The 11869-nt window shown below is 66.7% G+C and carries 11 protein-coding genes; 4 read left to right on the forward strand and 7 right to left on the reverse strand.

Annotated elements, in window-relative coordinates:
* From iscR to uvrB, 4 genes are all read right to left on the reverse strand, one after another.
* Nucleotides 1-476, reverse strand: a 476-nt coding sequence (iscR, locus tag B551_RS04510; protein WP_043437375.1) for a Fe-S cluster assembly transcriptional regulator IscR, incomplete at its 3' end; no start/stop codon positions are given.
* A gap of 134 nt (nt 477-610) precedes the next feature.
* The gene (locus B551_RS04515) at nt 611-2812 is read right to left on the reverse strand and encodes a site-specific recombinase (protein ID WP_006577711.1); all 2202 of its coding nucleotides are present in this window, start codon (nt 2810-2812) and stop codon (nt 611-613) included.
* Between the two features lie 96 nt (nt 2813-2908).
* A complete protein-coding gene (locus tag B551_RS04520; RefSeq protein ID WP_023263564.1) occupies nt 2909-3385 on the reverse strand; it encodes a low molecular weight protein-tyrosine-phosphatase in 477 nt (158 codons plus the stop codon).
* Between the two features lie 144 nt (nt 3386-3529).
* Nucleotides 3530-5626 (reverse strand): excinuclease ABC subunit UvrB, encoded by a 2097-nt coding sequence (gene uvrB / locus B551_RS04525; protein WP_006577709.1) that lies wholly within the window; start codon nt 5624-5626, stop codon nt 3530-3532.
* Between the two features lie 153 nt (nt 5627-5779).
* Between uvrB and B551_RS04530 the strand changes: the two genes are divergently transcribed.
* Together B551_RS04530 and B551_RS04535 are read left to right on the forward strand one after the other, a co-directional pair.
* Nucleotides 5780-6976 (forward strand): amino acid aminotransferase, encoded by a 1197-nt coding sequence (locus tag B551_RS04530; RefSeq protein ID WP_006577708.1) that lies wholly within the window; start codon nt 5780-5782, stop codon nt 6974-6976.
* Between the two features lie 295 nt (nt 6977-7271).
* Nucleotides 7272-8513 (forward strand): polyhydroxyalkanoate depolymerase, encoded by a 1242-nt coding sequence (locus B551_RS04535; protein ID WP_006577707.1) that lies wholly within the window; start codon nt 7272-7274, stop codon nt 8511-8513.
* Between the two features lie 87 nt (nt 8514-8600).
* Here B551_RS04535 and B551_RS04540 read toward each other — a convergent pair whose 3' ends face one another.
* Nucleotides 8601-9236, reverse strand: coding sequence for a TetR family transcriptional regulator (locus B551_RS04540; protein ID WP_006577706.1), 636 nt, complete (start codon nt 9234-9236; stop codon nt 8601-8603).
* Nucleotides 9237-9503: 267 nt separating this feature from the next.
* Here B551_RS04540 and rsxB point away from each other — a divergent pair, with 267 nt between their 5' ends.
* Together rsxB and nth are read left to right on the forward strand one after the other, a co-directional pair.
* Nucleotides 9504-10292, forward strand: coding sequence for an electron transport complex subunit RsxB (gene rsxB, locus B551_RS04545; protein ID WP_043437378.1), 789 nt, complete (start codon nt 9504-9506; stop codon nt 10290-10292).
* Entirely contained in the window at nt 10289-10933 is a 645-nt protein-coding gene (gene nth, locus B551_RS04550; protein ID WP_006580006.1) for an endonuclease III, read from the forward strand. Before rsxB ends, nth begins: the two co-directional genes overlap by 4 nt.
* A gap of 40 nt (nt 10934-10973) precedes the next feature.
* Here nth and B551_RS04555 read toward each other — a convergent pair whose 3' ends face one another.
* Together B551_RS04555 and B551_RS04560 are read right to left on the reverse strand one after the other, a co-directional pair.
* Nucleotides 10974-11561 carry a malonic semialdehyde reductase gene (locus B551_RS04555; protein WP_006580007.1) on the reverse strand — a complete coding sequence of 196 codons (588 nt, stop codon included), beginning with the start codon at nt 11559-11561 and terminating at the stop codon, nt 10974-10976.
* 84 nt (nt 11562-11645) lie between these two features.
* Nucleotides 11646-11869: DMT family transporter (locus tag B551_RS04560; RefSeq protein ID WP_157071910.1), on the reverse strand; the 224-nt coding region annotated here is incomplete at its 5' end.

Consider the following 11869-nt stretch of genomic DNA (forward strand, 5'->3'; position numbering starts at 1 on the left):
GCCGGTGCCGGCTGGCGGGCGCCGCCGTCCTCACGCATGTCGCGCAGCACGCCGGGCTGGCGGGCGCGCTGCTGCTCGACCAGATCCTTCAGCGAGACCGAGTCCAGATACTCGACCATCTTCTGATTCAGCGTCGCCCACAGCTCGTGGGTCATGCAGCGGCCGGTATTCTCGTCGCCATTGCAGTTGCCCTTGCCGCCGCACTGGGTCGCGTCGAGCGGCTCGTCCACCGCGATGATGATGTCGGCCACCGTCACGTCCTCGGACTTGCGCGCCAGGCTGTATCCGCCGCCCGGGCCACGCACGCTCTCGACGATCTGGTGCCGGCGCAGCTTGGCGAACAGCTGTTCCAGGTAGGACAGCGAGATCTTCTGGCGTTGGCTGATGCCGGCCAGCGTCACCGGCCCCTGGTCCTGGCGCATGGCCAGGTCGATCATGGCGGTCACCGCGAAGCGGCCTTTGGTCGTCAATCTCATGATTGCGGGGGTAATACCTGATGAATTTCGTCAAGTATAAATTTCCCGACTAAATCGGTCAACTACCCATGTCACTTGTCCGGCAGATACCGCGGTGACGGTGGGGTCTTCCCGGCATCTGGAGACCGGGCTGACTAGGCCGCGCGGGTTCCGGGCCCTGCCGGCGCCTGGCGCGGCGGCACGATCAGCGACAGCGGATGGCGCAGGATGTGCGCCCGTACCGCGGCGCTCAGCGCCCGCCGGTCGACGCGGCGCAGATTGCGCGAGCGCAGCGCCATGTGGAAGGCCAGCGCGAAGCTGACGGCGACGTTCAGCAGCCCCATCAGCGCGATGCCGGCCACCGCCAGCCACAGGGCCGGCATCCGCAGCGCCTCGACCCCGAGCACGCCGAGCGCGGTGCCGACCGATCCGGTCGACAGCGTCACGTGGCGTACCTCCATATGCGGGCCGAAGAAGCTCAGGATTTCCGGGCCCAGTCCGAGCAGGAAGCCGAGCGACACGTTGGCCGCGATGCCGGACACGTTCCGTTTCCAGAAATCGGCCACCCGCATCGCGCCCCGCTCGCCCAGCACATAGCGCAGCCGGCGGTGGTAGGCCAGCACGTCGTGCATCCGGTGCAGCGCAAACCAGTTGTCGGCCCAGCCGGCGATCAGGCTCGAGACCCACAGCAGCACGCCGGTGAAGACCGCGTACAGCGGCGTGGGCCCGAGGATCGAGAACGACTCGATGGTGGCGATCGCCTTGTCCGGCGTGATCAGGTTGACCGACAGCAGCTTGCCGGCCAGCCACTGCATTGCCAGCGCCACCGGAAACACCACCGCGAGGTTGCCGACGATGGCCGCCGCGTTCGAGCGGATCATCGCGATGGTGTCGTCGACGAAGGCCTCCCTGCCCTCCGGCCGCCCGACCGCATCGAGCCGGTGCGCCAGCGCCGGGCCCGTCATCGCCGGCTGCTTGGTCGCCAGCGTGAAATGGGCGAAGTGGATCGCCAGGAAGCTGCCGGCATAGTTCAGCGAGGCCAGCAGCCCTTCGATGAACTTGTCCAGGTGCAGGCCGTAGATCAGGAACTTCAGATAGACCGTGGCCACGGTAATCAGGCCGCCGCCGGCCGCCGCGCGCACCAGCTCGCCGTATTCCTTGCGATCGCGCGTGATGTCGTGTTCGCCGCTCTCGGCCGAACGCTCGACCACCTTGCGCGCCAGCTGCGAGAAGGACTCCGCGGCCAGATGCTTGACGCTGCGGCGCGCCTGCGTCGTGCGGATCAGCTCGCCCGCCAGTTGCGCCACCTTGCCGCGGCGCGACGGATCGACCCAGGCGGCCAGCAGCATGTCGATGCGGGCGAGCCGCACCTTCATCCGCTCGATCTGGAACACGACCTCGACCGAGACCCCGTTCTCCTCCAGGTCCGCGTAGACATGACGAGCCGCGTCGTGGCAGCCGTCGAGCAGGGCGCGGCAGTAGTTCAGGCGGTGCCGGAAGGCATCGCTGTCGCGCGGCAGCCCCTCCTCGCACAGCGCGGCGACCGCCGGGCCGAGGCGGAAGAACGGCGTGTCTTCGACCCGGCCCGGCAGACGCGCGCGAATCGCCTGGCTCAGGCCGGTCGCCCGCACCTGGCTGGCCAGCACCTGGATGCTGCTGGCCAGCGTGCGGGCGAAATCGTCACGGTAGCGCGCGTGCAGCGCCTGGCCGGCCGCCGAGGCGGCATGGGTGGCAAGCTCGTTATCGTGATCGGGGGAGGCGCCGCCAACGTCGCCGTCCGCTTGTTCGCCGACGTCGTCCTCGGCTTCGTCTTCAAACCCGCCGCCCTGCTCTGGCGCAAACATCAGCAGCGCGCCGAGGCGATCGAGCAGTACGGCGTCGAGCGCCGCCACCCAGTCGGCGTCGCGCTCGCCGACGAACAGCAGCGCGAACAGGTCCGCCATATCGCCGCGGTTCGGCGGCGGCGACAGGAAGCGCGCCTGCACGCGGTCCATCATCTCGCCCCAGAAGCCGGGGTGCGAGGCGACGCCAGTGTCGCAGAACAGGCCCGTGGGATCGTTGTCGCGCACGATCGATCGAATCGTCCGCGCAAAGCGTGCGGCGAGCTCCGGATTGCGTTCCAGCACCTGCAGCAGGTAGCGCAAGCGGACATGCTCGCGCCAGGTGGTGTCCTGGCCGGCGGCTTCCGTCGCGTCGTCGGCCGGCAGACCGTCGCGCCGCAGCCAATAGCCGAGCTCGATCAGCCAGCCGTTCCGCTCCGCCAGCGCACCGTCGGGATTGGCGGCGGACAGGATGGCGTCCAGTTGCAGGCTGGCATTGCGCGACTCGCGCCATTTGCGAAGCAGGGATCGAAACATCGGGAAAGGAGGGTAAGACTGGCGCGATTCACGCGAATCAGCTCGGACGCGCGCCGGTGGGAAGCAGAACAGACGGGCCGCGGCGCGGCCCCATGGTCATTGCTGCTGGCGCAGCATCGCGACGATGCCGTCGCAGGCGTCCTCGACGTAGTCGAGCACGCGCTCGAAGCCGTCGCCTTCGCCGTAGTAGGGATCGGGCACTTCGTCGGCGTCGTGCCGGGTCGCGAAGTGCATCAGCAGCTTGACCTTGTGGCGATGCTCGGGGGGGCACAGCGCCTGCAGCCGCGCCAGGTTGTCGCGGTCCATCGCCAGCACCAGATCGAAGCGGCCGAAGTCCTCGACCGCCGCCAGCCGCGCCCGCTGCCCGGCCAGGTCATAGCCGCGCGCCAGCGCATGCTGCTGCGCGCGGCGGTCGGGCGCGTGGCCCAGGTGATAGCTGTGGGTGCCGGCCGAATCGACGTCGACGGCATCGGCGAGGCCGGCCTGCGCGAGCTTGGCGCGCAGCACGCCTTCCGCGGTAGGCGAGCGGCATATATTACCCATGCAGCACATCAAAATGGCAAAGCGTTTCATCGTTCGGACCCGTCCAGATCGACGCGCGGCGGCATGGCGCCACGCGCAAACGAAGCGCCGGGCACGCGGCCGCGACGCGCGAAGGGAGGCGATTGTAACCGCTGGCCGTGACGGCCCGCGCGGCCACCGCTACCCGCCGGCGGCTCAGGCCGGCAGCGCCCCGCCCTCGCCCGCGGCACCGAACACCTGTTGCTTGAGCTTGCTCAGCTGATCGCGGACCTGCGCGGCCTGCTCGAATTCCAGGTTCTTCGCATGGTCGAGCATCTTCTTCTCGAGCCGCTTGATTTCCTTGGCGACCTGCTTCTCGCTCATGTCCTCGTAGCGCGCGCGCTCCTCGGCGGCCATCAGCTCGGCCTTGACCTCGTTCGGATCGTAGACGCCGTCGATGATGTCCTTGATCCGCTTGACCACGCCGCGCGGCGTGATGCCGTTGGCCGTATTGAATGCGATCTGCTTGGCGCGGCGGCGCTCGGTCTCGTCGATGGCCTTGCGCATCGAATCGGTGATGCGGTCGGCGTACAGGATGGCCGTGCCGTTGACGTTGCGCGCGGCGCGGCCGATCGTCTGGATCAGCGAGCGCTCGGCGCGCAGGAAGCCTTCCTTGTCCGCATCGAGGATCGCCACCAGCGACACCTCCGGAATGTCCAGCCCTTCGCGCAGCAGGTTGATGCCGACCAGCACGTCGAAGGCGCCCAGCCGCAGGTCGCGGATGATCTCGACGCGTTCGACCGTATCGATGTCCGAATGCAGGTAGCGGACCTTGATGCCGTTCTCGGACAGGAATTCGGTCAGCTGCTCGGCCATCCGCTTGGTCAGCGTGGTCACCAGCACGCGCTCGCCCGCCTGGATCCGCAGATGGATCTCCGACAGCAGATCGTCGACCTGCGACACCGCGGGACGCACGGTGATGATCGGGTCGACCAGTCCGGTGGGCCGCACCACCTGCTCGACCACCTGGCCCGCATGGGCGCGCTCGTAGTCGGCGGGCGTGGCGGTGACGAACACCGCCTGCCGCATCTTGCGCTCGAACTCCTCGAACTTCAGCGGCCGGTTGTCCATCGCCGACGGCAGCCGGAAGCCGTATTCGACCAGCGTGGTCTTGCGCGAGCGGTCGCCGTTGTACATCGCGTTGAGCTGGCCGATCAGCACGTGCGATTCGTCCAGGAACATCAGCGCGTCGGGCGGCAGGTAGTCGACCAGCGTCGGCGGCGGATCGCCGGGGCGCGCGCCGGACAGATGGCGCGAATAGTTCTCGATGCCCTTGCAGAAGCCGAGCTCGGCCAGCATCTCGAGGTCGAAGCGCGTGCGCTGCTCCAGCCGCTGCGCCTCGACCAGCTTGTTTTCCTTGTAGAAGAAGTCGAGCCGCTCGCGCAGCTCGGCCTTGATCGCCTCGATCGCGCGCAGCACGGTGTCGCGCGGCGTTACGTAGTGGCTCGACGGATAGACCGTGAAGCGCGGAATCTTCTGCCGCACCTTGCCGGTCAGCGGATCGAAATACTGCAGCGACTCGATCTCGTCGTCGAACAGTTCGACGCGCACCGCCACCTCGGCGTGTTCGGCCGGGAAGATGTCGACGGTGTCGCCGCGCACGCGGAAGGTGCCGCGCTGGAAGTCGGTGTCGTTGCGGGTGTACTGCATCGCGATCAGCCGCGCGATCACGTCGCGCTGGCTGATGCGGTCGCCGGCCCGCAGAGTCAGAATCATCTGATGGTATTCGTTCGGGTTGCCGATACCATAGATCGCAGACACCGTCGCCACGATAATCGTGTCGCGCCGCTCCAGCAGGCTCTTGGTCGCCGACAGCCGCATCTGCTCGATATGCTCGTTGATCGACGAGTCCTTTTCGATGAACAGATCGCGCTGCGGAACGTAGGCTTCCGGCTGGTAATAGTCGTAATAGCTGACGAAATACTCGACCGCATTGCGCGGAAAGAATTCGCGGAATTCCGAGTAAAGCTGGGCGGCCAGCGTCTTGTTCGGGGCAAAGACGATGGCCGGCCGGCCCATTCGGGCGATCACATTGGCCATCGTGAAGGTCTTGCCCGAGCCGGTGACGCCGAGCAGCGTCTGGTAGGACAGGCCGTCCTCGATGCCCTCGACCAGTTGGCGGATGGCTTCCGGCTGATCGCCGGCCGGCGGATAGGGCTGATACAGCTGGAATGGCGAGCCGGGGAAGCTGACGAATTTGTCCTCATCCAGGGCGGGAGCGGCATCCGCGACGGGCACGGCGAGATTCGACATAGACGGGGAGAAAACCTTTGGAATACGGGCGGATACGCTAGAATCTCGGGGTTGCGCGGTCCGTTTCAAGGCGGACCCACCGCACGCCCCCAGCGCAGTCCGAGCATTCTACGCCTTCCCGTTTTGTTACATAGCTGACCACGAGAATCCCAAATGAGTTTGTTTTCTGCCGTCGAGATGGCCCCGCGCGATCCCATCCTGGGCCTGAATGAAGCGTTCAACGCCGACACCCGTGCCAACAAGGTCAATCTGGGCGTGGGCGTGTACTTCACCGACGAAGGGAAGATTCCGCTGCTGCGCGCGGTGCAGGAAGCCGAGAAGGCGCGCCTGACGACGGCCACCCCGCGCGGCTACCTGCCGATCGAGGGCATCGCGGCCTACGACCAGGCGGTGCAGACGCTGCTGTTCGGCAAGAACTCGCCGCTGATCACGGAAGGCCGCGTGGTGACGGCTCAGGCACTCGGCGGTACCGGCGCGCTGAAGATCGGCGCCGACTTCCTGAAGCGCCTGTATCCCGACGCCAAGGTCGCGATCAGCGATCCGAGCTGGGAAAACCACCGCGCGCTGTTCGAAGCCGCCGGCTTCCCGGTGGTCAACTATGCCTATTACGACGCCCCGAGCCACGGCCTGAATTTCGCCGGCATGGTCGAGTCGCTGAAGTCGTATCCGGCCAACACCATCGTCGTGCTGCACGCCTGCTGCCACAACCCGACCGGCGTCGACCTGTCGGCGGAGCAATGGCAACAGGTGGTCGGCCTGATCAAGGAACGGAACCTGATTCCCTTCCTGGACATGGCCTACCAGGGCTTTGCAGACGGCATCGACCCGGACGGCGCGGCCGTGCGCCTGTTCGCGGAGTCGGGCCTGCCCTTCTTCGTGTCGAGCTCCTTCTCGAAGAGCTTCTCGTTGTATGGCGAGCGCGTCGGCGCGCTGTCGATCGTGACCACCGGCAAGGAAGAGGCGCAGCGCGTGATGTCGCAGGTCAAGCGCGTGATCCGCACCAACTACTCGAACCCGCCGACACACGGCGGCACCGTGGTCGCGACCGTGCTGAACAGCCCGGAACTGCGCGCGATGTGGGAAGAAGAACTGGCCGAAATGCGCGACCGCATCAAGCAGATGCGCCACGCGCTGGTCGACAAGCTGGCCGCCAAGGGCGTGTCGCGCGACTTCTCCTTCGTCAAGGCGCAGCGCGGCATGTTCTCGTACTCGGGCCTGACCACCGAGCAGGTCGAGCGTCTGAAGACCGAGCACGGCATCTACGCCGTCGGCACCGGCCGCATCTGCGTGGCGGCGCTCAATAGCCGCAATATCGACGCGGTGGTCGACGCCATCGCGGCCGTGCTGTAAGCCTCGGGGCGCATCCCACCCCAAACGGGCCCATCGTCGATGGGCCCGTTTTTTTTATGGTGGCGCTCCGTACTTTTTGTGCGCCGCACACCACCTTTCCCGGCCCTCCTGTCGGTGTAGTCCAACACCGCGCCAGAATTACAGCCATTGTCCTATTGAGTTCCACTCACACCGTCATACCTTTAGGTATATGCTGCGTTGCAAGATCGTGCGCACGGTCGTTCGCAAAACGGACGAGTTGAGCGCATAATCCGCCACAGCAGAAAACCCGATATCGAAAGGCAGGTGTTCGGCAATGCTTTACCAACTGCATGAATTTCAGCGCTCGATCCTGAACCCGCTGACCGCGTGGGCCCAGGCGACGGCCAAGACGTTTACCAACCCCCTGAGCCCGCTGTCGCTGGTGCCGGGGGCCACCCGGCTGGCCGCGGGTTACGAGTTGCTGTACCGGCTCGGCAAGGAGTACGAGAAGCCTGCCTTCGACATCAAGTCCGTGCGCTCCAACGGCCGCGATATTCCGATCGTCGAACAGACGATCATGGAAAAGCCGTTCTGCAAGCTGATCCGCTTCAAGCGCTACGCCGACGATCCCGAGACCATCAAGCTGCTGAAGGACGAACCGTCGGTGCTGGTCTGCGCGCCGCTGTCGGGCCACCACGCGACGCTGCTGCGCGATACGGTGCGCACGCTGCTGCAGGACCACAAGGTCTATGTGACCGACTGGGTCGACGCGCGCATGGTGCCGGTCGAGGACGGCCCCTTCCACCTGGCCGACTACATCCGCTACATCCAGGAATTCATCCGCCATCTCGGCGCCGAGAACCTGCATGTCGTATCGGTCTGCCAGCCGACCGTGCCCGTGCTGGCCGCGATCTCGTTGATGGCGTCGGCCGGCGAGACGACGCCGAAGACGATGACGATGATGGGCGGCCCGATCGACGCGCGCAAAAGCCCGACCGCGGTCAACTCGCTGGCGACCAACAAGTCGTACGAGTGGTTCGAGAACAACGTCATCTACACGGTGCCGGCCAACTATCCCGGCCACGGCCGGCGCGTCTATCCAGGCTTCCTGCAGCACGCCGGCTTCGTCGCGATGAACCCGGACCGCCATCTGTCCTCGCACTACGACTACTACCTGAGCCTGATCGAAGGCGATGCGGACGATGCCGAGGCGCACGTGCGCTTCTACGACGAATACAACGCCGTGCTGGACATGGCGGCCGAGTACTACCTCGACACGATCCGCGAAGTCTTCCAGGAGTTCCGGCTGGCCAATGGCACCTGGGAGATACAGGGCGAGCCGGTGCGGCCGCAGGACATCAAGCACACCGCGCTGATGACGATCGAGGGCGAGCTCGACGACATCTCCGGCGCGGGCCAGACCGCCGCCGCGCACGATCTGTGCGCGGGCATTCCGAAGACCCGCAAGCAGCATCTGACCGCGCCCAGGTGCGGGCACTACGGCATCTTCTCGGGCCGGCGCTGGCGCGAAACGATCTATCCGGAACTGCGCGACTTCATCCGCAAGTACCGCTGAGCCGCAGCCAGGCACCAGCAGATCGCCGATGGAAAACGGGACCGCAACGCGGTCCCGTTTTCTTTACCTTTTGCCCATCCTCGCGCGCTACCGTCGCGCCAGATAGGCCAGCAGCATGTCCGTATGCAGCTGGGCGAAGCGCTCGTGCTCGTCCTGCGAGGCCACATCGCGGCCGATCACCGCGCTGATCGTGTAGCGGTTCGACAGCACGTAGTAGCCCAGCGCCGAGATCGTCAGATAGAGCTGGGGCACATCGACGCCGTCGCGGAACACGCCCTGCCGCTGGCCGCGGCGAACGATCTCGGCCAGCACGTCGACCACCGGGTTGACCAGGTCGTGCAATTGCGCGGATTTCTTCAGGTGCCGTGCCTCATGCAGGTTCTCGCTGTTGACCAGGCGAATGAATTCGGGATGCTGGTAGTACCAGTCCCAGACGAAGCGGGCCAGCGTGCGGACCGCCGCGACCGGGTCCTCGTCGCCGATCTGCAGGCGCTCTTCTGCAGCGCGGAACTGCGCATACTGCCGTTCGAGCACCGCGAGAAACAGGCCCTCCTTGCTGCCGTAATAGTAATACAGCATGCGCTCGTTGGTTTCGGCGCGGCGGGCGATCTGGTCGACGCGTGCGCCGGCCAGGCCGCCCTTGGCGAACTCCTCGGTGGCCGCATCCATGATGCGACGGCGTGTTCCTTCGGGATCGCGTTTCGTCTTGGTGGCGTTCGACATGCGTGGTCGGGTCGATTTTGTGAATGATGGCATGGCGCCACCGCGCCTGCGGCGCGGGCCAGCCGTGTTGAACAACATCTGCGCCATGGCAAAGCGCGCATCTTCAAGGTTTCTGCGGCGCGGCGAAATCGGGGATAATCCTTGCCGCGTCAGCCGCACCGTACGGCTGCACCTTGTGTTACCCCGCATCGTCTTGCTGCTTTCGTGACCCCTTCCTCCGCCGATTCCGCTTCCGCACCCTCCGCCGACGCCCGCCGGGACGCCGATCTGGCGGCCGCTTTGGCGCCCCTGGCCGACCGGCTCGACGCCCTGCTGCCCCAGACGCAATGCACGAAATGCGGCTTTCAGGGATGCCGGCCTTATGCCGAGGCCATGGCGCGCGGCGAAGCGGACTGCAACCGCTGCCCGCCCGGCGGTGCCGAAGGCATCCGGCGGCTGGCGGCAGAGCTCGGCACCGCGCCGTTGCCGCTCGATACGAGCCACGGCACCGAACATCCGCGCGCGGTCGCGCGCATTGACGAGACGCTGTGCATCGGCTGCACGCTATGCATCCAGGCCTGCCCGGTCGACGCAATCGCCGGCGCCGCCAAGCAGATGCACACCGTGCTGCCGGACTGGTGCACCGGCTGCGACCTGTGCGTGGCGCCCTGCCCGGTCGACTGCATCGCGATGATCCCGGTCACCGGCGAGCGCACCGGCTGGGACGCCTGGTCGCAGCCGCAGGCCGACGCGGCCCGTGCCCGCTACCTGTCGCGCAAGCAGCGGCTGGTGCGCGAGCGCGAGGAAAACGAAGCGCGCCTGGCGGCCAAGGCCGCCGCCAAGCTGGAGGCGCTGCGCCAGGAGGCCGCGTCGTCCGAGGCCGAACGCCAGGCGCAGGAGCGCAAGAAAGCCATCATCCAGGCGGCCATCGAACGCGCGCGCCTGAAGCGGCAGGCTGCCCAGCCGCTCAACGCCGCACAGGGCGATCCGGTTGACCGCGCCGAGGCCGCGCCGGCCGCCGCTCCGCCCGGCCATCCCGACCATCCCGTCCCCTCCGACACCAAGCGACCACAATGAACGCCGCCAAGTGCCGCGCGCTGTTTGAAACCCTCAAGGAAACCAACCCGTCGCCGACCACCGAACTCGAGTACAGCTCGCCGTTCGAACTGCTGATCGCGGTGCTGCTGTCGGCGCAGGCCACCGATGTCGGCGTCAACAAGGCCACCCGCAGGCTGTTTGCGATCGCCAACACGCCGCAGAAGATCCTGGCGCTGGGCGAGTCCGGCCTGATCGAGTACATCAAGACGATCGGCCTGTACAAGACCAAGGCGAAGCACGTGATGGAGACCTGCCGCATCCTGGCCGAGCGCCACGGCGGCAAGGTGCCGGCCGAGCGCGAGGCGCTGGAGGCGCTGCCGGGCGTCGGCCGCAAGACCGCCAACGTGGTGCTGAACACCGCCTTCGGCCATCCGACCGTCGCGGTCGACACGCATATCTTCCGCGTCAGCAACCGCACCGGACTCGCGCCCGGCAAGACCGTGCAGGCGGTCGAGATGAAGCTGCTCGAGGTCGTGCCCGATGAGTTCCTGCACGACGCGCATCACTGGCTGATCCTGCATGGGCGCTACGTCTGCAAGGCGCGCAAGCCGGAGTGCTGGCATTGCGCGATCGAGACGCTGTGCGAGTACCCGGACAAGACGCTGCCGCCGCGGCTGTGAGCGCGCCGGCGGCCAGCCGGCCGGCCGGCGCATCAGACCATCAAACGATGCGGCAGGCCTCGTCGAAGCTCAGGCGCGGATTGCGCGGAAACAGCTTGTCGGCGTCGCCATAGCCCAGGTTGATCAGGAAGTTGACCGACCAGTTGCCGTCGGGGAAGAACGCGGCATTGGCCTTGGCCGGGTCGAAGCCGCTCATCGGGCCGCAATCGAGGCCCAGCGCGCGCGCCGCCAGGATCAGATAGGCGCCTTGCAGCGAGCTGTTGACCAGCGCGTCGCGCGCGATCTTCTCCGGCTGGCCGACATACCAGGAACGGGCATCGGCATGCGGGAACAGCTTCGGCAGCTGCTCGTGGAAGGCGTTGTCGAACGCGACGATCGCGGTCACCGGGGCCGAGCGGGTCTTGTCGACATTGCCCGGCGACACGCAAGCGACCAGTTTCTCCTTCTGCGCCGCGGTCTTGACGAACACGATGCGGGCCGGCGTGCTGTTGGCCGCGGTGGGGCCGAACTTCATCGCCTCATACAGCTGATGCAGCACGGCGTCGTCGATCTGCCGGTCCTGCCAGGCGTTATGCGTGCGGGCCTCGGTGAACAGTTGGGCGATGGCGGCCTGGTCGAGCGGTGTCATGCGGAATCCTCGGCAAAGTTCGGGAAAGGGCGCATTCTACCGACGGCCCCCACCCATTCCACGCCAAGGATTTCAGCAAGCCGTTCAATTTTGTTGTACAGGCGCCGGGGCCGTGCCCTTGCGGGTCAGCCACAGCACGCCAGCCAGGATCAGCCCGCCGCCGATCGCCTGGGTCATGCCGATCTGCTCGCCGAGCAGCAGCGCGGCCAGCAGTACCGTGACCACCGGCTCGAGCGTGGACAGCATCGAGGCCTGCGCCGCGCCGAGCCGTTGCAGGCCGGCGAAGAAGGTCAGGATCGCCAGCACCG

The sequence above is a fragment of the Cupriavidus sp. HPC(L) genome, assembly GCF_000307735.3.
Lineage (GTDB): Bacteria > Pseudomonadota > Gammaproteobacteria > Burkholderiales > Burkholderiaceae > Cupriavidus.

Bases quoted from the DNA above. Each gene is read 5' to 3' on its own strand.
- B551_RS04515 (WP_006577711.1), bottom strand. From the start codon at position 2,812: ATGTTTCGATCCCTGCTTCGCAAATGGCGCGAGTCGCGCAATGCCAGC.
- B551_RS04540 (WP_006577706.1), bottom strand. From the start codon at position 9,236: ATGTCGAACGCCACCAAGACGAAACGCGATCCCGAAGGAACACGCCGT.
- B551_RS04535 (WP_006577707.1), top strand. From the start codon at position 7,272: ATGCTTTACCAACTGCATGAATTTCAGCGCTCGATCCTGAACCCGCTG.
- B551_RS04555 (WP_006580007.1), bottom strand. From the start codon at position 11,561: ATGACACCGCTCGACCAGGCCGCCATCGCCCAACTGTTCACCGAGGCC.
- nth (WP_006580006.1), top strand. From the start codon at position 10,289: ATGAACGCCGCCAAGTGCCGCGCGCTGTTTGAAACCCTCAAGGAAACC.
- uvrB (WP_006577709.1), bottom strand. From the start codon at position 5,626: ATGTCGAATCTCGCCGTGCCCGTCGCGGATGCCGCTCCCGCCCTGGAT.
- B551_RS04530 (WP_006577708.1), top strand. From the start codon at position 5,780: ATGAGTTTGTTTTCTGCCGTCGAGATGGCCCCGCGCGATCCCATCCTG.
- B551_RS04520 (WP_023263564.1), bottom strand. From the start codon at position 3,385: ATGAAACGCTTTGCCATTTTGATGTGCTGCATGGGTAATATATGCCGC.